The 24123-nt window shown below is 71.4% G+C and carries 17 protein-coding genes; 10 read left to right on the forward strand and 7 right to left on the reverse strand.

The window, feature by feature from the left end:
• The first annotated feature begins 85 nt into the window (after nt 1–85).
• The 8 genes from ureA to E0F75_RS18310 all read left to right on the forward strand — a co-directional run bounded on the left by ureA (nt 86) and on the right by E0F75_RS18310 (nt 9354).
• Nucleotides 86–823 (forward strand): urease subunit gamma, encoded by a 738-nt coding sequence (ureA, locus tag E0F75_RS18275; RefSeq protein ID WP_187623582.1) that lies wholly within the window; start codon nt 86–88, stop codon nt 821–823.
• Nucleotides 820–2571, forward strand: a complete 1752-nt coding sequence (locus E0F75_RS18280; RefSeq protein ID WP_187623583.1) for an urease subunit alpha — start codon at nt 820–822, stop codon at nt 2569–2571. Before ureA ends, E0F75_RS18280 begins: the two co-directional genes overlap by 4 nt.
• A 209-nt stretch (nt 2572–2780) precedes the next feature.
• A complete protein-coding gene (locus E0F75_RS18285) occupies nt 2781–3794 on the forward strand; it encodes an agmatine/peptidylarginine deiminase (RefSeq protein WP_187623584.1) in 1014 nt (337 codons plus the stop codon).
• A gap of 96 nt (nt 3795–3890) precedes the next feature.
• Nucleotides 3891–5564, forward strand: a complete 1674-nt coding sequence (locus E0F75_RS18290; protein WP_187623585.1) for an ABC transporter substrate-binding protein — start codon at nt 3891–3893, stop codon at nt 5562–5564.
• Nucleotides 5561–6520, forward strand: a complete 960-nt coding sequence (locus E0F75_RS18295) for an ABC transporter permease (RefSeq protein WP_187623586.1) — start codon at nt 5561–5563, stop codon at nt 6518–6520. The genes E0F75_RS18290 and E0F75_RS18295 overlap by 4 nt, the downstream gene beginning before the upstream one ends.
• Nucleotides 6517–7371 (forward strand): ABC transporter permease, encoded by an 855-nt coding sequence (locus E0F75_RS18300; protein ID WP_187623587.1) that lies wholly within the window; start codon nt 6517–6519, stop codon nt 7369–7371. The genes E0F75_RS18295 and E0F75_RS18300 overlap by 4 nt, the downstream gene beginning before the upstream one ends.
• Nucleotides 7368–8444, forward strand: coding sequence for an ABC transporter ATP-binding protein (locus E0F75_RS18305; protein ID WP_187623588.1), 1077 nt, complete (start codon nt 7368–7370; stop codon nt 8442–8444). The genes E0F75_RS18300 and E0F75_RS18305 overlap by 4 nt, the downstream gene beginning before the upstream one ends.
• Before the next feature lie 82 nt (nt 8445–8526).
• A complete protein-coding gene (locus E0F75_RS18310; RefSeq protein ID WP_187623843.1) occupies nt 8527–9354 on the forward strand; it encodes an ABC transporter ATP-binding protein in 828 nt (275 codons plus the stop codon).
• 57 nt (nt 9355–9411) lie between these two features.
• Here the strand turns inward: E0F75_RS18310 and E0F75_RS18315 are convergent, their stop codons facing one another.
• Entirely contained in the window at nt 9412–10050 is a 639-nt protein-coding gene (locus E0F75_RS18315; RefSeq protein WP_187623589.1) for a TetR/AcrR family transcriptional regulator, read from the reverse strand.
• A gap of 183 nt (nt 10051–10233) precedes the next feature.
• Here E0F75_RS18315 and E0F75_RS18320 point away from each other — a divergent pair, with 183 nt between their 5' ends.
• Complete coding sequence (locus E0F75_RS18320; RefSeq protein ID WP_187623590.1) at nt 10234–11376, forward strand: agmatine/peptidylarginine deiminase; 1143 nt, start codon at nt 10234–10236, stop codon at nt 11374–11376.
• 189 nt (nt 11377–11565) lie between these two features.
• On the opposite strand, the gene E0F75_RS18325 is transcribed toward E0F75_RS18320, so the two are convergent.
• Complete coding sequence (locus E0F75_RS18325; protein ID WP_187623591.1) at nt 11566–12639, reverse strand: ferritin-like protein; 1074 nt, start codon at nt 12637–12639, stop codon at nt 11566–11568.
• Nucleotides 12640–12835: 196 nt separating this feature from the next.
• Between E0F75_RS18325 and E0F75_RS18330 the strand changes: the two genes are divergently transcribed.
• On the forward strand, nt 12836–13786 hold the full coding sequence (locus tag E0F75_RS18330; RefSeq protein ID WP_187623592.1) for a hypothetical protein: 951 nt from the start codon (nt 12836–12838) through the stop codon (nt 13784–13786).
• Nucleotides 13787–15075: 1289 nt separating this feature from the next.
• Here the strand turns inward: E0F75_RS18330 and E0F75_RS40055 are convergent.
• From E0F75_RS40055 to E0F75_RS18365, 5 genes are all read right to left on the reverse strand, one after another.
• The gene (locus E0F75_RS40055) at nt 15076–15990 is read right to left on the reverse strand and encodes a hypothetical protein (protein WP_187623593.1); all 915 of its coding nucleotides are present in this window, start codon (nt 15988–15990) and stop codon (nt 15076–15078) included.
• Between the two features lie 1481 nt (nt 15991–17471).
• Nucleotides 17472–18407: a RimK family alpha-L-glutamate ligase gene (locus E0F75_RS18350; protein WP_187623594.1), complete on the reverse strand. Its 936-nt coding sequence runs from the start codon at nt 18405–18407 to the stop codon at nt 17472–17474.
• Nucleotides 18404–19147, reverse strand: coding sequence for a hypothetical protein (locus tag E0F75_RS18355; protein WP_187623595.1), 744 nt, complete (start codon nt 19145–19147; stop codon nt 18404–18406). The genes E0F75_RS18350 and E0F75_RS18355 overlap by 4 nt, the downstream gene beginning before the upstream one ends.
• A gap of 89 nt (nt 19148–19236) precedes the next feature.
• The gene (locus E0F75_RS18360; protein WP_229312725.1) at nt 19237–20181 is read right to left on the reverse strand and encodes a hypothetical protein; all 945 of its coding nucleotides are present in this window, start codon (nt 20179–20181) and stop codon (nt 19237–19239) included.
• A 135-nt stretch (nt 20182–20316) separates the two neighbouring features.
• Nucleotides 20317–24123 (reverse strand): hypothetical protein, encoded by a 3807-nt coding sequence (locus E0F75_RS18365; RefSeq protein WP_187623597.1) that lies wholly within the window; start codon nt 24121–24123, stop codon nt 20317–20319.

Below are 24123 nucleotides of genomic sequence, written 5' to 3' on the forward strand. Positions count from 1 at the left end.
AGGCATCTCGCCCACCTTCCGGAGAAGGAATGAACACCATGATGTCGACCGGCGCATCCGTCGGGATATCGGGTCGGGGGCCGTCATGCCACTGACTCCCACCGAGCGGGACCGCCTGCTGCTCTTCACCACCGCCGAGCTCGCCCGGGCCCGCCACGCGCGCGGTCTGCGGCTGAACGTCCCCGAGGCCACCGCGATCGTCGCGGACACGGTCTGCGAGGCGGCCCGCGACGGCCTGCGCCTCGCCGAGGCGATCGAACGGGGCCGCTCGGTCCTCGGCCCGGACGACGTGCTGCCCGGGGTCGTCGACGTGGTCACCGAGATCCAGGTGGAGGCCGTCTTCGAGGACGGCACCCGGCTCGCCGCCGTCGCCGAGCCGTTCGGCGCCCAGGAGCGCAACGACGGCGCCCCCGGCGCCGTGCTGCCCGCCTCGGACCCCATCGGTGTGCCGCAGCCGGAGCTCACGCTGGCCGTCCGCAACACCGCGGAGGTGCCCGTGAGCGTGACCTCGCACTTCCACTTCTTCGAGGCCAATCCGCGCCTGGACTTCGACCGGGCGGCCGCGTACGGCATGAGGCTCGCCGTGCCCGCCGGGTCGTCGTTCCGCTTCGACCCGGGCGCCGAGGCGGAGGTCGGGCTCGTGCCGATCGGCGGCGCCCGGGTCGCCATCGGCTTCGCGGGCCTGGTCGACGGACCGCTGGACGCGCCCGGTGCCAAGGAGGAGGCCCTGCGACGCGCGGCGGCCTGCGGCTACCGCGGCGTACACGACGAGGCATCCGGCGCCGCCGGTGCCACCGACGCCCTGGAAGGAGCCGTCCTGTGAGCAAGCCGACCAGGCACAGCGATCACTGTGCGCCGGGCGCCAGCAGACATGTCGACCCGTACGAATACGCCACCGTCCACGGTCCCCGGGCCGGTGACCGGGTCCGGCTCGGTGACTCCGGGCTCGTCGTCCGCGTCGAGTCCGACTCGCAGCGGCCGGGGGACGAGTTCCTGGCCGGCTTCGGCAAGACCGCCCGCGACGGGATGCACCTCAAGGCCGCGGCCGTCCGTGAGACCTGTGACGTCGTGATCACCAACGTCCTGGTGATCGACGCCGTCCTCGGCATCCGCAAGGTGTCCATCGGCATCCGCGAGGGCCGGATCCACGCCATCGGGCGGGCCGGGAACCCGGACACGCTCGACGGGGTCGACGTCGTCGTCGGGACGGGGACGACCATGATCCCCGGCGAGGGGCTGATCGCCACCGCAGGAGCCGTCGACACCCATGTCCATCTGCTCTCGCCCCGCATCATGGAGGCCTCGCTCGCGAGCGGCGTCACCACGATCATCGGGCAGGAGATCGGACCGAGTTGGGGCGTCGGGGTCAACTCGGCCTGGGCGCTCCGGCACGCCTTCAACGCCTTCGACGCCTGGCCGGTCAACATCGGCTTTCTGGCCCGGGGTTCGTCCTCGGACCCGGCGCCGCTGGTGGAGGCGCTCGCCGAGGGCGGGGCGTCCGGTTTCAAGGTCCACGAGGACATGGGCGCCCACACGCGTGCGCTCGACACCGCCCTGCGGGTGGCGGAGGAGCACGACGTCCAGGTCGCCCTGCACAGTGACGGCCTGAACGAGTGCCTCTCGGTCGAGGACACCCTGCGGGTCCTGGACGGCCGTACGATCCACGCCTTCCACATCGAGGGCTGCGGCGGCGGGCACGTACCCAACGTCCTGAAGATGGCGGGCGTGCCGAACGTCATCGGCTCCTCCACGAACCCCACGCTCCCCTTCGGCCGCGACGCCGTCGCCGAGCACTACGGGATGATCGTCTCCGTCCACGCGCTCAAGCCGGATCTCCCCGGTGATGCGGCCATGGCGCGTGACCGGATCCGGGCCGGGACGATGGGCGCGGAGGACGTCCTGCACGACCTCGGCGCGATCGGGATCACCTCCTCCGACGCGCAGGGGATGGGCAGAGCGGGGGAGACCGTCCGGCGTACGTTCGCCATGGCCGGGAAGATGAAGGCCGAGCTGGGGCCCATGGAGGGCGACGGGCAGGGCGACGACAACGCGCGCGTGCTCCGCTACATCGCCAAGCTCACCGTCAACCCGGCGATCGCCCACGGCCTCGCCCACGAGATCGGCTCGATCGAGGTCGGCAAGATGGCCGACATCGTGCTGTGGAGGCCGCAGTTCTTCGGCGCCAAGCCGCAGATGGTCATCAAGAACGGCTTCCCCGCCTACGGCGTGACGGGCGACCCCAACGCGGCCACCGACACCTGTGAACCACTCGTCCTCGGCCCCCTGTTCGGCGGACACGGCGCCACCCCCGCCGACCTCTCCGTGGCCTTCGTCAGCCGGGCCGCCGCCGAGTCGGGCAGCTTCGGCCGCCCGTACGACGCCATGGCGACGCGCCGCCGCCGGGTCGCCGTGCGCGGCACGCGGGGCATCGGGCCTGGCGACCTCCTCCTCAACTCCCGGACCGGCGACGTCCAGGTCGACGGCCGAACCGGGCTCGTCACGCTGGACGGGGAACCCCTGCGCTCGGAGCCGGCCCAGGAGGTCTCCCTCAGCCGCCTCTACTTCCTCTGAGCCCCAGCCGTCTCCGCCTCCCCTGATCCGCCCATCCGCTGATCCGTACCGTTCCGCTTCTGCGTGAACGACCCTTGAATTCTCTCTTGACTGAAATTTCAGTCGAGGAGAAGATTCCATCCACCACGTACTCGTCCGTGGCTTGATTCGGCCTTGCGCCGCCCTTCCGCCACCGACCGGTATCTCTGGCGAGAGAAGAGAGTTCTCGAATGACCGCATTCCGTATGCCTGCCGAGTGGGACGAGCACGAGGGCTGCCTGATGGCCTGGCCCACCCGCCCCGACCTCTGGGGCAGTGTGCTGAACGACGTCAAGGAGGAGTACGCGAACGTCGCCCGGGCCATCGCCGAGTTCGAGCCGGTGACGATGGTCGCCCCGCTCGGCCACGGCGACGACGCCCGCGCCCACTGCGGCAGCGGGATCACCGTCGTGGAGCTTCCCCTGGACGACTCCTGGTTCCGTGACTCCGCCCCGCTGTTCGTGCTCGACGGCGACGGGCGCCGCGCCGGCGTCGACTTCCGCTTCAACGCCTGGGGCCGCAAGCACCACCCGTACGACTCCGACGACCGGATCAGCGGTCTGCTCCTGGAGCACCTCGGCGTCGAGCGCATCGCCTCCGACATGATCCTGGAGGGCGGGGCGATCACGGTCGACGGCGAGGGCACGCTCATCACGACCGAGCAGTGCCTGCTGCACCCCAACAGGAACCCCGGCATGAACCGGGACGAGATCGAGGCCGAGCTGAAATCCCGGCTCGGCGTCGCCAAGGTTGTATGGCTGCCGTATGGAGGCCTCCTGGACACGGAGACGGACGGTCACGTCGACGGCGTCTGCGCCTTCGCCGCGCCCGGCAAGGTCGTCGTCTCGCTGCCCGAGGACCCCGCGCACCCCGACTACGCCCGGATGCGCGCCAACCGCGCGGTCCTGGAGGTCACCACCGACGCCCGGGGCCGGTCGCTGGAGATCGTCGACGTGCCGCAGGCGGCGTTCGTCGACGTGGCCGACGGCGAGGTCGAGGTGTCGTACCTGAACTACTACGTCGCCAACGGCGGCGTCGTCGTCCCCGTGGCGGGCCTGCCCCAGGACGACGACGCGCTCGCGGTGATCGCCGAGGCCTATCCCGGCCGCAAGGTGGTCGGCGTGCAGGCGCTCGCGATCGCGTTCGGTGGCGGGGGAGTGCACTGCATCACCCAGCAGATCCCCGTCGCCCGCCCCCTCGCGTAACCCGGACCGGACCGATCGCTCCTGCCGGACCGTCCCCGCGGTCCGGCAGCCTCCCCCATCGCGTACGCACAGCCCGTACGGAAAGAGAGCGCGACGATGACCACACCCGTACCCCGCACCGGCAGACGCGGCAGCGTCTCACGGGGCCGTCCGTCCGGCCGCCGCCGCGCCGCGGCGGCCGCCCTCCTGACGACGGCCGCCCTCGTCGTGTCCTGCTCGGGACCGCCCAAGAACGGGGCGAGCACCGGCGGTGTCACCCTCTCGAAGACCACGCCCGTCGCCAAGGGGGACATCGACTCCTTCACGTGGGCCGTGTACGCCGAGCCGCCGACGCTCGACTACACCGTGGCGTTCGACTACCCGCAGAACACGATCCTCTCCAACGTCTGCGAGAGCCTGATGCGCTGGACGCCGGGCCTCACCCTCGAACCGGGGCTCGCCGAGAAGGCGACCAACCCCGACCCGACCACCTGGGTGTACGACCTGCGGAGCGGGGTGCGCTTCCACGACGGCCGGACCATGAGCGCCGACGACGTCGTCTTCAGCCTCGGCCGGCAGCGGGACCCGGACAACGCGGCGGCCTGGGCGCAGAACTTCGAGAACGTCGCCTCCATACGGAAGACGGGCCCGCTCCAGGTCACCGTCAAGCTCAAGAAGCCCGACTCCCAGTTCCCCCAGTACATGGCGACGGCCGCCGGTGTGATCGCCTCCAAGGCCGGGGTCGAGGCGGCCGGCAAGAACTACGGCACCTCGGGCGGACTCGCCTGCACCGGACCGTTCTCCCTCGGCACCTGGAACAAGGGCCAGTCCGTCGAACTCGACCGCTTCGACGGCTACTGGGGGAAGAAGGCCAAGTCCGGCAAGGTCGTCTTCCGGTTCATGACCGACCCCTCCGCCCGTACGAACGCCATGCTCAGCGGCGAGGCCGACGGCGGCTACCTCATCCCGACGGAGAGCTACGGCCGCCTCAAGGGCAGCGGCGTCGGCACCCTCTACTTCGGCGAGGGCCTCAGCACCGTCAACGTCAACATCACGAACATGAAGGGCCCGCTCGGAGACGTCCGCGTCCGCCGCGCGCTCTCCCTCGCCCTGGACCGCTCCGGTTTCGTGAAGGCGGGACTCGGCGGCGCGGGCACCGTCACGAACTCGCTCACCACCCGCGCCGCCTGGGCGGCCGGCTCGGAGCCGACCAGGAAGAAGGCCCTCGACGGCCTCCCGCGGATCACGCCCGACATCGAGAAGGCCAAGGCGCTGATCAAGGAGGCGGGCGCCACCGGGAAGACCCTCACCGTCGCCACCAGCTCCATCGGCCAGGACGTCTCCCTGCTCGCCACCGCCGTACAGGCCGCAGGTGCCCGGATCGGTCTCGACATCCGGCTCAAGACCATCGCACCCAACGCGTTCACCGCCCTGTTCACCGACCCGGAGGCGCGCGAGGGCATCGACATGTTCCCGCTCACCTACTACGACTCGATCACCGACCCGCTCGACCTGTTGCAGAACTTCAAGACCGGCGCCTACATGAACTTCGCCGGCTACAGCGACAGGACGTACGACGCGGGCGTCGCACGGGCGACCGCCGAGTACGACCCCGACAAGCGCCTGGCGATCGAGTCGGAGCTGCAGAAGCACGCCGTCGAGAACCTGCTGTGGATCCCGGTCGCCGAGTGGCCCACCGCCGTCTTCCTCAACAAGAGGATCACCGGCGCCCCCACCACGATCTCGTACATGTACTACCCGTGGGCCGCCGACGTGGGGGCCGCGCCGTGAACTTCGCGAGATTCGCCGTCCGACGGGTGACGGAGATGGCCGTCACCCTCCTCGTGGCGTCGTTCGTGGTCTTCGGCGCGATGTACCTGGCGCCGGGCAGCCCCGCGAGCTTCCTGCTCTCGGGCCGCTCGGCCTCGCCGGAGGCGCTCGCCGCGATCAACGCCCAGTACCACCTGGACGACCCCTTCCTCGTCCGCTACCTCAGCTGGCTCGGGGACATGGTCCAGGGCGACTTCGGGCGGTCCATCACGTACCGCGTCGACGTGTCCCGGCTCCTCGCCGACCGGCTGCCGACCACGCTGCTGCTGATCGCGATGGCGCTGGTCGTGGTCGTGGTCATCGGCCTGGTGCTCGGCTGGGTCTCCGCCGTACGCGGCGGGGCGACCGACTCCGCCGTCCTGGTCACCACGACGTTCGCCGTCGGCACCCCGTCGTTCGTCGCGGCCGTCCTGCTCCAGGCACTGTTCGCGGTGAAACTCGGCTGGTTCCCGAGCGGCGGCGCCGGCGACGGCTTCCTCGACACGCTCTGGCACCTGACCCTGCCGGCGATCGCGCTCGCGCTCTATCTGATCGGCATGCTCGCCCGGGTCACCCGCTCGGCGATGCTGGAGGCCCTCGACAGCGAGCACGTCACCGTGGCCCGCAGCCGGGGCGTCCCGGAGCGCCAGGTGATCCGCCGCCATGTGTTCCGCAACTCCCTCGGCACCGTCCTGACCACCGGCGGACTGATCGTCTCGACCCTGCTGGTCTGCACGATCCTCGTCGAGACCGCGTTCAGCATCGGTGGTATCGGTCAGCTCCTCGAGCTGTCCACGACCACCAAGGACTTCCCGACCGTCCAGGCCATCTCGCTGATCATCGTCGCCCTGTTCATGATCGTGAACCTCATCGTCGACCTGCTGCTCCCGCTGGTCGACCCGCGGATCACCCTCGGATCGAGGAGCTCCTCCGCATGACCGCCGTCCTCACCCGAAGGCCCGGCCTCGCCAAGATCCGTACGGCCCGGTCGCCGCTCCACCTCGTCTGTCTGGGCTTCGTCGTCCTCGTCGTCGCAGGGGCGCTCCTCGCCTCCTTCGTCGTGCCGTACGACCCCAACGCCGTCGACCTCGGCAACGCGCTCGCCGGCCCCTCCGCCGAGCACCTCCTCGGCGTGGACGCGGCAGGCCGCGACACCTTCTCCCGGCTGCTCCTCGGCGCCCGCACCTCGCTGCTCGGCCCGCTCGGGGTGGTCCTCTTCTCCACCGTCGCCGGTGTCGTGGTCGGCACGGCCGCGGCCTGGCGGGGCGGCTGGCTCGACTCGGTCCTCTCCCGCAGCACCGAACTCGTCTTCGCCTTCCCCGGCATGCTGCTCGCGATCCTGATCATCTCGATCTACGGCGAGGGGCTCCTGGCCCCGGTCATCGCCCTCGCCCTCGCCTACCTGCCCTACGTCAGCAGGCTGACGCGCTCGCTGGTCCTCGCCGAACGCGAGCGTCCGTACGTCAGCGCCTATCTGGTCCAGGGGCACTCGGCGCTCCAGATCTGCCTGCGCCACATCCTCCCCAACATCGCCCCCATCGTCCTCGCCCAGTCCACCATCAACTTCGGCTACGCCCTCATGGACCTCGCCGGCCTCTCCTTCCTCGGCCTGGGCGTACCGGCGCTCACCCCCGACTGGGGTCGGATGGTCTTCGACGGGCAGACGGCCGTCCAGCAGGGCTACCCGCTGTCCGCGATCCTGCCCAGTGTCCTGATCGTGCTCACCGTCGTCGCGTTCAACGTGGTCGGAGAGCGCTGGGCCGACCGCGTCGCCAGGAGAGACCGATGAACACATCCGACAGGCCGGTGAACACGTCCGACGGGCCGGTGAACGCGTCCGACGGGCCGGTGAACCCGTCCGACGGGCCGGCGAGCACGTCCGACAGGCCGGCACTCGACATCCAGGGGCTCCGGATCACCCTGCCCGGCACGGCCCGACCCGTCCTCGACGGGATCGACCTCACCGTCGCCACCGGGGAGACCGTCGCGCTCGTCGGCGAGTCCGGCTCCGGGAAGAGCCTCACCTCACGCAGCGCCCTGCGCCTGCTGCCGCCGGGTGCCGTCACCGAGGGCACCGTCCTCGTCGACGGCCAGGACGTCCTCACCCTCGACGCCGACCGGCTGCGCGCACTGCGCACCGGCGCCGTGGCCATGGTCTTCCAGGACCCGCGGGCGGCCATCAACCCGCTCCGGCGCATCGGCGACTTCCTCACCGAGAGCGTCCGGGCGACCAGGACGATGACCGCCGCGCAGGCGACCGCGCGCGCCGTCGAACTCCTCGAAGCGGTGGGTCTGGACGACACGGCGCTCGCCAAGTACCCCAGCCAGGTGTCCGGCGGCATGCTGCAACGGGTCATGATCGCGGCTGCGTTGATGGGCGACCCGACCCTGCTGCTCGCCGACGAGCCGACCACCGCCCTGGACGTCACCACGCAGGCCGAGGTCATCGCCCTCCTCGGCAGGCTGCGCGAGCGGTTCGGCACCGGGCTGCTGTTCGTCACCCACGATCTCGATCTCGCGGCCGCCATCAGCGACCGCGTGTACGTGATGTACGCCGGGCGGATCGCCGAGAGCGGACCGGCCGAAGAGATCTTCGCGCGGCCCCGCCACCCCTACACGGCCGCTCTCCTGGCCTCCACCCCCCGCCTGGAGAACCCGCGGGGGCGGCTCGCCGCCATCGACGGGCAGCCCCCCGACCTCCGGGTGGCGCTCACCGGCTGCGCCTTCGCCGCCCGCTGCGCGCTCGCCACCGAACTCTGCGACCAGCAGGCCCCGGTGTCGCTGCCCGCCCCGGGCCGGCCGGGACACCAGGCCGCCTGTCACCACAGCGACCGGCTCGAAGGGAGCGCCGTCGATGCCTGAGAACGCCAAGACCGCTGTGAACGCCGAGAACGCCGAGAACGCTGTGACCGCTGTGACCGCTGTGACCGCCGGGACCGCCGCGATGGACGCCGAGGACGCGCGGTACGGCGAGAACGCCGGCGACGTCCTGGTCGTCAGGGGCCTGCGCCGGAGCTACGGAGCCGTACGGGCCGTCGACGACGTGTCCTTCACGCTGCCGCACGGCGGGTCCCTGGGCATCGTGGGGGAGTCCGGCTCGGGCAAGACCACCACGGCCCGGATCGTCGTCGGCCTGGAGAGGGCGGACGAGGGCGAGGTCCACGTACGAGGCCGGTCCCGGACCGTGCGACGCCGCGGCCGCGCGCAGCGCCTCGCCCGCGCCCGCGAGGTCCAGATGGTCTTCCAGGACCCCCTCCAGTCCCTCGATCCGCGAACCAGCGTCGACGCGGCCCTCCGCGAGACGCTACGGCTCCACTTCCCGGGGCGGGACCACGACCGGCGGGTGCGGGAACTGCTCGACCAGGTCGGCCTCGGGACGCGTGCCGCCGACGCGCTGCCCCGCCGGCTCTCGGGCGGCCAGCGGCAGCGCGTGGCCATCGCCCGTGCCCTCGCCGTGGAGCCGGCCGTCCTCGTACTGGACGAGGCGGTCGCCGCGCTCGACGTGTCCGTACAGGCGCAGATCCTCAACCTGCTCGCCGACATCCGGGAGCAGACCTCGATCGGCTACCTCTTCATCACCCATGATCTGGGCGTGGTCCGGTGCGTCACCGACGACGTCATCGTCATGCGTCACGGTGCGGTCGTGGAGGCGGGGCGGACCGCTGAGGTGCTCGCCGCGCCACAACACCCGTACACCCGGCTGCTCCTGGAGTCCGTGCCGCGCCCCGGCTGGGATCCGGAGCGGATCGCGGCCGCCCGCCGGGCGCTCTAGGGGGTGTCCTGCCGATCAGGCCGGGCTCGCCAGGACACCCGCTAGGGCGAGGCCGCCTCAGGCGCCGGCGGCGAGCGTGTGGACCAGGGTCCGGAGGACCGCCCCGGCGTCGACATCGGAGTCCAGGGACTCCACGGCGGCCAGACCGTCGACGGCCGCGGCGACGGCCTCGCCCAGCGGCCGGGGGTCGAGACCGCCACCGCGCTCGTCGGCGAGCACCTGGAACAGGGCGACGAAACAGGCGCGCCAGCGCCGGTACTCCGTCTCCAGGGACTCCCTGACCCGGTCGTCGTTCAACGCGTGCCAGTGCAGCGCGGAGTGGAGGTGGGCGAGGTCCGTCTTCTCCGGCCTGCCGAGCAGGTCGAGCACCCGCTCGGCGCGCTCGGCGAAGGTGCCGGGGGCGGCGACCGCCTCCTCAAGGGGCGAGATCCACTCGGGTCGGATGTCCGCGACGACCGCGAGGACGAGGTCGGTCCTGTCCTGGAAGTGGTAGTGGCACATTCCGTGCGACACCCCGCAGAGCGCGGCCACGTTGCGGGTGGTGAACCGCTCGCTCAACTCGCCCGCGAGCAGCGTGCGGGCGGCCGCGATCAACCGGGCCCGGGTCTGCTCGCCCTTCACCGAGGCCCGTGACCGTGAGGCCGGGCGGGCCGGGGGAGCGATGGGGTTCGGAGAGTCCTTCGCGGATGCTGCCATGGCTTCACTCTAGCCAGGCTCCACCCCTGCCATCTGCGGGTTTCGATGCTTCGTACACCCGGTGGCGGACGAGCTCCAGCGGTTCCGGGCAATGCTGCGCACAATATTGACCGAGCGCTCGGTCAGTTTTACATTTCTGGCCAACCGCGGACCCTCCGCGGGAAGTTGAAGCAGGAGGCACAAGTGAGCCGTCCCGAATCCAGCCGACACGCACGCAGTGGCCTGAGCCGCCGCGGATTCCTCGCCGCGGCCGGTCTGACCGCCGCCGGCGCCGCCCTCGCCACGACCCGCTTCCAGGCCGGGGCCGCCACGGCCGCGGGCACCTTCCGGGTCCCGGTCGAGGACGTCCGCCACACCCGTACGTGGATGGCCTGGCCGGACAGCACGTCAATCTGGGGCAACAAGCTGAGCGGCGTCCAGGCGGACATCGCCCTGATCGCCCGCACCGTCGCGAAGTACGAGCCCGTCGTGATGTGCGCCAACTCCGGCAGCGCCGCCAAGGCCCGCCAGCTGTGCGGCTCCACGGTCACCGTCATCAGCACCATCCCCGTCGACGACTGCTGGATGCGCGACTCCGGGCCCGTGTTCCGTACCGACGGGGCCGGCGGCCTGGACGCGATCGGCCTCAACTTCAACGGCTGGGGCAACAAGCAGACCCACGCCAAGGACGCCCTCGTCGCCGGACGCGTCGCCTCGTACGCGGGCGTGCCGATCACCTACGCCGACCTGGTCGGCGAGGGCGGAGCCATCGAGCAGGACGGCGCCGGCACCCTCATGGCCACCCGCAGCAGCCTCGTGAACCGCAACCGCAACCCCGGGACGACGGAGCGGCAGCTGGAGGCCGCCATGTGCGCGGCGTACGGAGCCTCCAAGGTCATCTGGTTCGACGGCGTCAAGGGCCAGGACATCACCGACGACCACGTCGACGCGACGTCCCGCTTCCTCGCCCCCGGCGAGGCCCTCGTCCAGATGCCGCTCGCGTCCGACAACGACGCCTACGCCCGGGACGCGCGCCAGCAGTTCAGCATCCTGTCCGCCTCGACGACCTCCAACGGCGTCCCGATGGACACGATGCGGCTCCAGGGCCCGGACTACAACAAGATCCGCTCCGCCAACCCGGAGTTCCTCGCCTCGTACGCCAACTTCTACCTCTGCAACGGCGCCGTCATCAGCGCCCACTTCGGCGACACCCGCGCGGACCAGGCGGCGAGGGCGACCCTGCAGAACCTCTACCCCGACCGGGTCATCGAGCAACTGAACATCGACCGCCTCGGCACCGGTGGCGGCGGCATCCACTGCGTCACCCAGCAGCAGCCCGTCCGCTAGCGAGCGGGCACGGCGGCCGAGGGCCGAAGCAGGCCCGCGGAGACCTCTGACGGGAGCTCATGTCGGCGCCCCTTCCTTGCCGGAGGGGCGCCGCTTCCTTGTCGGATCGCACGCGCCGAAGGGCGGATCGAGCAACGGGCTGAAGAGCGGGCGGACAGCGCGGGCGCCGTCGACGCCGTACGGCCGCCCTCAGGCTGCCACGTAGCGGAACTCCGGCCCGTACGCATTCCCACTGCCGTCGGGGAGTGCGCGTCGCATCAGGCTCTGTGCGGGCTCCTGTAGGCCGAACATCTCCCCCACGGCCTTGCCCAGCAGGACCTTCGCCTTCGCCGGAAGGTCCTGCTGCCAGGCCTGTTCCAGGAAGCCCAGCATCGCGCTGTAGGAGGTGTTGAAGCCGTCGAGGAGATTCCTCGTATCGACGTCGACCGCAGTGGGACCTTCCCTCGGCCAGCCCCCACTGGGCACGATTCCCATGGGGAGGGCGTGCGGCATCGGAATCTCCGCCCCCTGGAAGTCCCATTCGTCCGGATCGGTGGACACCTTGATCAGCTTGTGCCCGCGGTAGATCTCCCGGAAGACGTAGTAATGGGCGAGCTCGCCGACCTCGCCCGGGTGCGGGTTCTCCGGCGACGCCGAAGTGCCCTCGCCCTGTTCCTTGATGACCGCGATGGCCGATTCGACGGCGGCCGGCGAGTCGAGGGCCACGACGTCGTTGCCCGAACCGTGGCCCGCAGCCATGATCTTGACGACCTGTCGGGCGCCCGTGATCAGCTCCGGGTGCTCACGGAACACGTCGAGGATCGCGTTGTAGAAGGCACCGATCGACGTGGGTGGCGCCACGGCTTCCGCGAGCGGGTCGTCCGGCTCCTCGATCCGCGAGTACATCTCGAGTGAATCCTTCGTCAGTCCGCTGAGAAAGACGGTGAGTTCAGGCCGTACCCCTCCCGGCAGCGGGCCCGGGTACTTCGGCACCGCCCCCTCGTCGGCGAGACGGGGAGCGCCGCCGATCGTGGTGAGCAGGTTGCAGGCGAGGCCCAGATGCGACATCTCGTCGAAGACGATCGCGTGCACGGCGTCGAAGACGTCTCCGCCGCTCGCGTCGTCGATCGACCACATGCCGCACAAGTACGGGGGAAGGGTGGCGAGTTCCAGCAGAATCGCCTGCTGTACCGCGTCCTTCAACCAGCCGGCGTCACGATGCTGGGCCGGCTGTTCCATCAGTTCGATGATCCGGTTGCTCTCGGTATGCAGAAGCGCGTTCACCGCGTACCTCCTTCCGGGCGAGTTCCACCCGCGGAGCAGCCGCGAGCAGGAGGTCCGGGTGAGGGGTGAGGGGGAGGGAAAGGGGTTCGTTCTGCCGGCCCGCAGGGTGTGCTCGAAAGCGGTCTTCCGGTCTCCACAGTCACTTTCATGATACGGCGGAGGGCCGTTCCGGGCTCGCCGACAACCGTTCCCACCGGTGGCGCACGCAAGTGCTGAGGCGCACGCTGAATCTGGGGCGGAATCGATGGCCATCGTGGCTGGGACTCGGGAACACCAGGAGGAGATCGACATGGCCCAGAACATGATGAAAGGTCAACAGAATGACCTCAGTTCGCTGATGGAGCGCGCTTCGAAGCGTCGTGCGACCGTCGCGTTCGAAGGGTACGTCAGCGATGACGGCAATATTCCGGGCAACATCCTGGTGGTGGAGTCCGATGAATGCGTGTACTCATTCGCCAAGTCCGACATCATGGACCGGGAGAAGGTCGGCGAGGAGCGCGTCAGGGTCTGGGTGAGAGCGGGAGCGAAGGCGTTCCGTCTGAGCCGGATACTGGCCGGTGAATCCCAGGCTCCCTTCACCGTCGCGATGGAGAACATCGCACCTCCGGAACCTGTGGAGCTGCCCGGTATGCCGAGGCGGGCGGGAGGAGCCCCCCGCGTCGAGGAGATGGAGCACATCGCGCCTCCGCGGCCCGTCGAGGCCGCCGGCGCGCCGCGCTACGGGGCGGACTCATCACTGGCGGTCGTTCCCCCGGCCCTGATGCCCCTGCTCTCGTCCGTGGGCAGCCTCTACACCGAGCGATGCGTGGGAGGCGACTCGTACACGAACAACTGCGCGCACTTCCTCTCGGACGCGTTCATCCGTGCCGGCTATACGGAACTCGCCGTGGCCAACCCGCACATCAACGCCCGGTGCGGCACGACGGCCCGTCGCCCCGTCCGGGCACGGGACATGTGGTCGTGGTTCCAGTCCAAGGCGGTACGCACGAGCAACAGGCTGGACCCGTACACCGGGTGGTGGGCTGTCTTCCAGCTCGACGAATCCGTGTACTGGGGCGGTCACGTGGTCCTGTTCGACTCCGATTCGTGGTCGTACTACGGCACCGGATGGCACGGCACCTGGCACCAGTACCTCTACCAGTGGTAGCTCAGGACCGACACCGGCCGGCACCCCTCCCATGACGCCCTCCCATGACGACACTCACTTCGTGCGACGAGGACGCGTTCCGCCAGGCGGTTCTCAGCGGCGGAACGGTGCTGTTCGGCATCGACTGTCCGGCCCTGACGCTGTCGCGGAGTGTCGACATCCCGGCGTCCGTCACCGTCGTCATCGACGCCGGCGGTCACAAGGTCGTTCTCGACGGACGGGGTCTCACACGTCACTTCGTCGTCGACGGCGGTCGGTTGACCCTCAAAGGCGTGACGCTTGCCAACGGCCGTGCGCTCGGTGCCGACGGAGGTGCGGGAGTCGCAGGTGCCCCTGGGGCGGACGGTACGCCGGGAGCGTGGGGCCACGAGGGCGACAGCGGTCTGTGTCTGATCGGTGAGGATGCCGGCGGCCCTGGTGCTGTCGGGATCGCGGGGGCCACCGGCGGATCGGGTACGGCCGGAGGAGACGGCGGCGCGGCCCGGGGCGGCTCCCTCCTCATCAACAGCGGCACGGTCGTTCTCGACCACGTGGTGGTGACGGGCAATCGCGCGCAAGGCGGCGCCGGAGGGCGAGGAGCCTCCGGCGGTGCCGGGGGTGCCGGAGGCGCCGGCGGGGGCGGGGGCCGCGGGGCGGAGGGGCTTGTCCTGCCGCCGGTCAACTGCGCGAAAGGCGGTCCCGGCGGCCCGGGCGGGGACGGGGCCGCCGGGAGTACCGGCGGCGCGGGAGGGGCCGGTGGCCCCGGCGGAGAGGCGAGGGGCGGCGCCATCTGGAACGGCGGAACGCTCACCCTGATCGCCTCGACGGTGCAGCACAACACCGCGGCCGGCGGGGCCGGTGGTCAGGGGGGTGCGGGTGGCCACGGCGGAGCCGGCGGCGCGGGCGGCGACGGAGGCATGGGAGGTAAGGGCGCCGACGGCGATTCCCCTGGAGGGGGTGGCGCGGGGGGACCGAGCGGAAGGGGTCGTGAAGGGGGTGCGGGCGCGCCCGGCCAGAGCGGCGGGCTCGGTGGCGCCGCTCTGGGAGGGGCCGTCTACGACACCGGCACGCTCACCGTCGATGCGACGACCTCCCTCTCGTACAACCATGCGACCGGTGGGGCCGGGGGCCTCAGTGGGACAGGCGGCGCGGGCGGGCAGGGCGGGGCCGGCGGGCACGGCGGCGCCGGAGGCGTGGGCGGAGAGGGCGCGGAGGGGCCCGGGGCAGGCGGTGCGGGAGGGAAGGGGAACGTCGGGGGTACGGGGGGACAGGCCGGCGTGGCGGGGGGTGCGGGGCTCGGCGGTCAAGGGTCAGGAGGAGGTGTCCACAGCACCGGGACGATCATCTGGTCGGCGGCCACGGCCCGCGGCAACTGGGCCGTCGGTGGCAACGGCGGCAGGGGCGCTGCCGGCAACGCGGCGGGCGGCGGGGGTCTCGGAGGGGCAGGGGGGAACGGGGGAGGCTTCGGCAGTGCGGGTGGCGAGGGAGGCGCGGGAGGAGAAGGCGGCCACTCCGGGGCCGGTGGCCCGGGCGGTGCCGGAGGCGGCGGAAGCGGCGGCGGTGTCCGGAGCGGCGAGGCGTTCCACGCGGCGGGTGGAGAGATCGTGGGGAACCAGGCCGCAGGGGGACTCGGAGGGCCCGGCGGATCGGGGGCCGCCGGTAGCGGTGGTGCGAAGGGCGGAGGCGGTGGGACGGGGAGCGACGGTGCTGCCCCGGTCACGGCGGGCAGCGGGGGAGCGGGTGGTCCCAGCGGGTCCGGAGGCCAGGGCGGCAAGGGCGGAGCGGCCGGAAGTGGCGGCGAGGGCGGCGTCGGTGGCAGCGCGCGCGGCGGCGGGATCCATGCGAGCGGAGACCTGACCCTCGCCGCTGTGCGGTGGCAGGACAACGCCGTACAGGCCGGCTCCGGCGGAGGCGGCGGTGCCGGGGCCATGGGCGGCCAGGGCGGCCTGGGCCCCGTCGGCAGTGGCGCAGGCCGAGGCCGGCAGGGCCTCGGGGAAGGGACCGCGGGGGGTGTGGGAGGCGCCGGCGGCGGTGGCGGCGCCGGAGGTGACGGGGGCAGTGGTGCCGAGGGGGCCGGGGGCGGAGCCGGCGGCACGGGAGGCGGCGGCGCCCTCTTCACCTGGGGGGAGGCGACTGCCACGGACAACACCTTCGCGAACGACCGCGTGATGGGCGGGCAGGGCGGCGAGGGGGGCCGGGGCGGCGACGGAGGCTACGGCGGCCAAGGCTACGCGGCCGCGCCGTCCGGCTCGGGAGGCAGCGGCGGCGCAGGGCTCCCCGGTACACCCGGGGGCGGCGGAACAGGAGGCACGAGTGGCGACGGCGGGACAGGCGGTTCGGGCGGCCGGGGTGCTCCCGGCGGCACCGGCGGCCCGGGCGGGGACGGAGGCATCGCGACAGGCGGTGCGATCGTCAACGGCGCGAAGGCGAGTCTGCGGATCGACGGTGGCTGGTTCCACGCTGCCTCGGCTCGCGGCGGCCAGGGAAGCAGAGGCGGGGCCGGGGGATCGGGCGGGCAGGGCGGCCCGGCGGGAGCCGGCGGCAGCTCCGGTATCGCCGGCTACGGGGGCATGGGGGACGGCCAGCCACCCGGAGCAGGCGGCGCCGGCGGCGACCCCGGGACGGGAGGCCGCGGAGGGTCGGGCGGGACCGCCGGCCACGGTCAGACGGGGGGAGCCGGAGGCGCGGGCGGCAACGCGCTGGGGGGAGCCGTCCACAACGCCGGTGAGCTGTACGTCGACGGAACCATCACGTGGGCCTACAGCCAGGCCGCGGGGGGAGGAGGGGGCCAGGGCGGCTCCGGGGGCAGAGGAGGGACGGGAGGGCAGGGCGCGGGCGGTGGTCAGGGCGGCGGGGGCGGCATCGGAGGCAGGGCGGGGAGCGCCGACCGGGTCAACGGCAACGGCGGCCGAGGCGGCGGCGGTGGGGCCGGCGGGAGTGGAGGCTCGGGGGGCAACGGCGGCAGCGCCGGTACCGGTGGCAAGGGTGGCAGCGCCTATGGGGGCGCGATCCACAACCAGGCCGCATTCAGCCTGACGGGTGCCTCGTTCCGTCACGGCACGGTGAGCGGAGGCTCTGGCCAAGGCGGCGGTTCAGGGGGAGCCGGAGGGCCGGGCCAAGGCGGTGGTGCAGGGGGTGCGGGCGGACACGGCGGCGGCTCCGTGGGGCCGCTCGGTGCGGGCGGCTCCGGCGGGGGCGGAGGCAACGGGGGGAGCGGCGGTCAGGGCGGTGAGGGAGGAAGCGGTCGCGACGGCGGCCGAGGCGGTCGTGGCGGGGATGCCTCGTGCGGTGCCTACTTCACGACGCAGCCGCTCCTCGTCCAGTCCGGCAACACCTTCGCGTCGAGCACGGCCACAGTCGGCCCGGCAGGCGTGAACTACTGCGCCGCTTACGCCACGGGTTGTCCCGGCGGCGCGGGCGGGGGCGGCTTCGGTGGCCCCGCCGGCGTTCCGGGAACCGGCGGCCAGAACACCGAAGGTGTTCACGCGGCCGACGGCGGGCCCGGCGCTCCGGGCGGGTCCGGAAGCCCTGGTGCCGCAGGCCAGGGCGGACCCGCGGGCGCCCCTGGGGCCATCGGCGACGTCGACCACAACTGAATCACTGGACCGCGACCACGACCGAACCCAGGATCACTGGACCGCGACCACGACCACGATCACTGGACCGCGACCACGACCGAACCCTGGATCAATCACCGGACCGCGACCTAGACCGGTGCCGGCAGGTCTCGACCTCGTCCGAGCGCGCGTGCGATCGCCCGTGAGATCGGCTGACCGGTGTCCTCCTCGTAGTAGCTGAACGCCGGGCTGGGGTTGACCTCGAAGCAGAAGACCTCCCCGTCGTCCGCCAGAATCAGGTCGATGCCCGCGAGAGTGAGCCCCAGCCGGGTGACGAGGACGGAGCACCGGTCCGCGAGCTCATCGGGCAGCTCCCACGGAGTCAGCTCCGTCCGGCCGCCGTACCGGTGGGCGTAGCGGTAGTCCACCTGGTCGGTCTCGACCCGCGTGGCGAACAGCTCTCCGTCCACGGCGTGCACGCGGACGTTGACGCCCCGGACGTAGCGTTGGAACTGCACCGGGCACGAGCGTACGAGCGGAAGCCGATCCATGACCTCGTCGTCGAGGAGCCGGACGATCGACCGCGCGGAACTGATGGACTTGTAGATCACCTCCCCGTGCCGGGACCGGAAGGCGCGGACGAGATCCGGGTCGTTGGTGACCAGCGTCTCCGGGACGCGGAATCCGACCTGGCCGATCAGTTGGGCCTGATAGGGCTTGGACCGGTTCGTCGCCGTCGCCGCGGAGCGGTTCATCACGCACCCCGGCGCGATGTCGATCCAGCTGCCGAGGGCCTCGTGCCACGACTGGCAGTGCCGCACGGTCTCTTCGGATGCCCCGTGCATCTCCGGCAGCACGCGCCAGTCCATGAGCCGGGTGTAGATGCCGGTCACATCGGCGCACTCGATGGACCGGCCGTTGTCCAGCAGGCGCCCGTGGATCCCGGTGCCGTCGACCTCGATGTCGAGCGGGGCGTCCATGAAACGCCGTTGGTGCAGCACGGTGTAGGACAGGCCCAGCTGCCGGAGTTCCTCGGTCACCAGGGCGATCGGCGACTCACTCGCGATGCCGCAGATGATGATCACCGCGACCTCGCAGGCAGGTGGGTGAGGTGCTCGTGCAGCCGGTCGACGAGAGCGTCTCCGCCGATGCGCAGATCAGGCAGCGTCGTCGCCGCCGCGAAGCGGGCCGCATCGCGGGCGTCGGCCTCCAGGTCGATTCCCAGGAGGTCGGTGCCGGCGAGCTTCGCGAGCCGCCTGCAGGCCGGTACGAGTGCGCGCACCGGCTCCGCGCCGAAGACACGCTCGCCGAGGACCACCACGGTGCGGGCCGTCGTGGTCGCCGTCGCGTCGCCGTGGGGTCCCGCGGGGAGGCTGCTGGACAGCGGCAGCGGTGCCACCGGCAGCCCGGCCCTGGCCGCGAGCACGGTCCACTCCGCGGCGGAGCGCCATGCTCCGGACAGGCCACGCGCGCTGGGCCGGTTGACCGTGATCGGGGCGATGCACTCGAGCCAGCTCAGTACGAGCGCGCTCATCTCCTCCATGGCGTAGAGGGTGTCGGCCCGAGAGGTGAAGACGAGATGCTCGACGGGCGCGTAGGCGAGGCGGTTGAGCACACCGTCGATGTCGCCGCTGGCGAGGGCGCGGCCGTCGGGCAGACCGATCTCGAAGCTCGCCCCGTCCTTCTCGACACGGTGCGCTGACCGCTCCGAGCGGGTCAGCGACCGCGGGGCGACGAGCTCGATCGGGGCGAGACCACGCTTCTTCAGGCTCGTGTACGCCCACATCGCCGCCTTGTCCTCAGGCTCACACAGAACGAGCCACATGCCCGTGACCACCGATCGCTCTGCTTCTCGACATGTCCTGGCACCCTTCTCGTCGTGGCATCCTTCGCCTCCTTCTCCTTCGTCGCGTCCTAGCTCGTCTCGTCCTCCGCGGTCAGGGCGCCGGCCGACAGGTCGGGCCGCAGCTCCGGACGGATGAAGTGGACGAGCTTGGAGGCCGCCTCACCGAGGCCCGCCCAACGGTCCGTGACGCCGTGTGTGGCCCAACCGAGGAGCGGGCCCACACCCAAGGGAAAGTCGTCCGGGACCATCTGGAGCTCGTGCGGACTGTCTTTGTTCTCCTTTTCCTTCTGCTCCTTCTCCTTTTCCTTGAACTCCTTTTCCTTTTCCAGCTTCTCCTTCCCGGTCTTCCTGGATCGTGCCAGGTGGAGCGTCCTGTCCTCCGCGTCGCGGGTGTCGCACTTCAACGTGAAATCGATGGCGGGGGGATCCGGTGCGTTGAAGGGGAACGAGGGGATGGGCTCCACCTTGATGACGAGTCTCCCGCAGTCGTTCGGCGGGATGCTGTCGGGCCGCTCGTCCAGGAGGAAGCCGCCGCCCATGTCGGTTCCGGCGGGAGTGATGAAATGCAGCACTCCGGTACCGACGTTGGCGACCCCCACGACGATGTCCGCCATGGGATTGCCGGCCAACGCCGACCGTCCGTGGCTCCTCTCCATGGACAGTCGTGGCTGAAGGGTGTCTTCATCGAGGTCCGACGTCACCCAGACGAAGCCGAGCTCCCGCGATATGGTGTTCGTGATTTGCACGCGCCACATGCGCTCGTTCAGATCGTTGATTTCCAGCCGCACCAGGAAGACGTCGCGGAGTTCGCGGGTCCACGTGGCCGTGCCCACGAGTGTCCCGAACTCGTCGGTGATCGGCGGCGGCGGCTCGTCCTCCGTGGCGGGTGGCACGGTCGTGAGCGCGCCCTTCCCCGCCCGCAGCTCGATCGTCGGGGCCGCCCCGCCGTGCGGTTCGCAGCCCGGCCCCAAGGCGATGAGACGAAGGAACATGGCCGGCTTGGCGGCGCCCACGTCGAAGGGGACCTGGTCGCTCGACGCGCCGGGGGCGAGACGGAGCGGTCCATCCTTGGGGAACATCTCGAATACGGCAGCCATGTTCTCACCCGTTTCGCTCGGTGGGGCCGAGTCGCAGGTCGTCCGTGGGCATCACCACGTGCCCAGAGGGACGATGTCGGCGTAGACGAGCCGTCCGGGCCCGTCGACCGCCGAGCCCGCCTCGCTCGTGGAGGGAGGATGCGTCTCGTACTCCTGGACGACGATGCGCTGGGGCCGTGTCCCGCTGGCAGGAATGTCCAGGTTGCGGATCTCGCCCAGCGCGGCGGTGGTACGGAAGACGGTGGTCCAGCCCGCGCTGCCGAGTTCCGCGGCGTCCGCGGGTGCGTCGGGCGGTTCGTGCCGCGCGGGAGCGTCCGCCGACCGGGCGGCGTCGAGGACCTGGAGCTCGGTGCGGACGACGTTCGTTCGGGGGCCGGACGGCCCGAGACCCTCGACGAGCACGGTGCCGTGCCCCGACGTACGGGTGACGACGAGCTTCCGGTGGGGAGGGAGTTGGATCGGCTCCGTCTGGACCGAAGGGGAGAGCCCCGGCACGCCGGGGACGGTGTGCGACTGATAGCGGGCGAGGCCGAGCCGGACGAACGGGAAATAGGAGGCTGCGACGACCGGCGACAGATCGATGTCGGCGTACCAGCGGTCGCCCTCCTCGTCGAACTGGACGGGGTACGCGATCACGTCCAGCGAGTGCTGCAGTTCAGGCAGGTCCATCAGTCGGCCGGCCGGTGCGTTGACGTGCTCCTGTGTGAGGACCGCCGGCGGGCTGCCGGTGTTCCAGATCGGGTCGCGCCCCGCGACGCTGATGTACCGGAGCGCGTCCCCCGGGGCCGCCGTGTCGGGCCAGGTGAGGACGGCGAGCGCTTCGTCCTCACCGGACGTGAACCAGGGGCGTTCGAGGAAGACCCGCAGACCGCCACCGTGGCGCCACCGGGTGAACGACCGTTGGCCGTCGGTCGTCCGTGTCCAGCGGAACGTCGGCACGGTGTACTGGAGCTTCGGTGCGGGCGGCCGCGCCGAACTCGGCACGTCCGTGGTCTGCAGGACCGCGCGGACGAGACAGGCGTCGGGGTTCGCCGCGGTGGCCCGTGGGAAGCAGTCCTGGAAGCGGGACAAACAGGTCACGGCGTGGGTGACACGGCGACGACGTGTGTCGGCGAACTCCTGACGGATCGTCGGGAGCGCCTCGTGCGACGGCGCGTGCCGGACGTCGTAGGCGCCCACGAACACCTGCCGCTTCCGCAGGATGGGTGGATCGGGCCGGAGGTCCTCGTGATCGGTCCACTCCGCGCGCAGGTCGAGACGTCCGGTGCTGCGGATGTCGAACTGCAGGGCGCCGGTGCCCAGGACGGTGCTGGTGTCCCCGGCGATCCGCTGGGGGGTCAGCCGACCGGTGGGGTCCTTCAGGGGCCGCTGCACGGCATGGACGAGGGTGACCGACCGCGACGGCGTGATGAGCCGGACCCGACCGTTGGTGATGTCCTGGAACGTCGCGGGGTTGCTGGGGTCGACGCCCAGCCAGGCGCCGATTCCGAAGATCTGGACGTCGCGGTTCTTCATACAGGTCGGGATGTCGAGCGTCACCTGCTCGGCGGGACCGAGAGCGACCGTGAGGGTCTCCTGGTTCAGGGATATCGTGCAGCCCGAAGCGGCTTCCACCAGACGCAGCGTGATCGACCGGATGTCCGGCCAGGTCCCCCTCCATACGGCGATCCTGGGCAGGCCGACGACGGTTCCCGGAGTGCCTGTCAACGGGTCGATCGGCCGGGGCCGCGCGTTGAGGACGATGTGCGAGGCGGCCGGGTCCGGCAGCCACGGCGGTACGACGGCGGCCTCGGGGAGAACGATGTAGGGCGGCGGCTCGCCGGCACCGCCTCCCGCCGGCACCGCCCCGGAGACGTCGCGCACATCGAGGTCCGCGCGTGTGGCGACCTTGAAGAGCTTGTTCACCTCGCTCATCGGCGCATGGAGACCCAGCGCCGAGTCGAACCTGGCCGCATGCTGCATCGCCAGTTCGAGCGAGCACTTGGGGGCCAGGAGGTGACGGAGGTCGAACGCCCGATGTCCGTGTGCGGCCGCGTAGGCGCTCACCGATGTGTCGCGGTCGCTCCGGATGACCATGTACTCCTGGGTCTCGCCGTCGGCCAGCACGCGGGTCGGTACGAGTTCCGGTGGCAGCAACGGTTCGAAGCGGTGGTGCGTGAAGATCTCGGACTGTTCCTCGGTGGGACCCGCCTCGTCGAAGCGCAGGCCGCCGCCCGCGAGGTCGGCGATCCGGACGCGCAGCCGGTACTGATGACCGAACCGCAGTTTCGGCAACGAACCCGGCTCGCATTCGACGACCGCTTCGAAGGGCGAGGGGGACGTCTCGGGCATCGTGTCGCCGGTGTCGACGACCCTCTCGGGCCGCTGCGCCACGAGGCTCCAACCGTCCCAGCGCACGACGGCCTGGTGGATGTACAGCGCGTCCTCGTCACCGCCACCCGTGGTCGCCGGATCGGGTCGTACGCACCCCTCTTCGAGCCGACCGCTGCCTGAGGAGTCCTGCCCGATCGACACCCCGCCGATCTTGTAGCGCACCCTCCTCCGGCACAGCGGATACCACCGGTCGGTCTCCACGTCCTGGATGTCCACCCGGTAGCCGCCCAGGAGGGAGTCCGCCGTCAGAGGAGAGGCGGTGAGACCCGCGGACGTCGCGCGCTCCCGAGCCCGCTGCAGCTGACGTTCGTGCTCCTGCTCGCGGTCCCGCTCGACGAGGGCGAATCCCGTGGAACGCAGGGCGGGCAGCGCACCGATGTCGGCCGTGGCCTCGGACGGCGGCTCGGCGCGGTCCGATGCGGCGGCGCCGACCATCCGCAGAGCGGCTCCGTCCACATCGAAGGGCATCACCTCGTACCGCGCGTTGCCGGACGGCGCCACACCGGTCCCCGCCAGGGGGAGCATCCCCTGCTTGAACTCGGTCGCCCCCGGCCTCGCGACGGACGCGCTGACGAAGCGCTTTCCGTCCAGAACGTAGGCCGTCCTCGGGGACAGATCGTCCTGGGCCGCGCCGCTCCAGCCGGTCGGCGGGGCGGAGTCCGGATTCGGCCAACGCGGGACGACACGCAGTTCCTTGCTCGCTCCCTGGGCCAGCTGGGAGGCCGGCACCGCCAGATCGACGAGCAGTCCGAGCGCGCGAAGCAGCAGGGGATGGTCGGCGAGGCGGGCGACGGTCTCGTGGAACTCGCGCTGCGCCGCCTCCGGGGAAGGGGCCGCCAGCGGAGTGAACGTGGACTCGTCGCGCTGGTAGAAGGCGTACGCGGCGGCGATGGCCGACCGGTGGACCGATCCGTTCACCGGTTCGCCGTCCACCGGTTCGCCGTCCAGCGGCGCGAGGCCGGCCTGCCACATCTCGCGGACACGCCTCAGTGCCATCCGAAGGTCGTGGTCGGTCTCCGGTGCGTCGTCGCTGTGCCTCAGGTGCGTGAGGGCCGTGGCCGTGTACGCCTCGCGTACTTCCGAAGCGGCCTCGGAAGCCGGGAACTCACGGACGCCGCGCCCGCCGTAGGAGGTCGGTTCATAGGGGCGTACGGGCATGTCGTCGGTGAACAGAGCCCGCCAGGCGGACAACTGCTCCACCAGGGAGAAGGCGAGTTCCTTCCCGTCGTCGGTGACGTGGGAAACGCGGTGCGAGGAGACCGGCTGCGAGCCGCGGAGGACGTCGAACCGGATCGCGGTCAGTCGCTGCGGCCAGCTCTGCATGCCGAAGTCCCGCACCTTCATGGTCGCCGCGGGACCGAGCAGGCGGGGCGTCAGCAGGACCGACAGCAGAGCCATCGGCTCGGAGTGACCGGTGATCGTCCTGGTCCTCCCGGCAGGGATCGCGGTCCACACGAACTGTCGTTGTGCAGGGGTCACCGGCAT

Origin of the sequence: Streptomyces sp. CB02980 (assembly GCF_014451325.2) — a bacterium.
Taxonomy (GTDB): Bacteria; Actinomycetota; Actinomycetes; order Streptomycetales; family Streptomycetaceae; genus Streptomyces.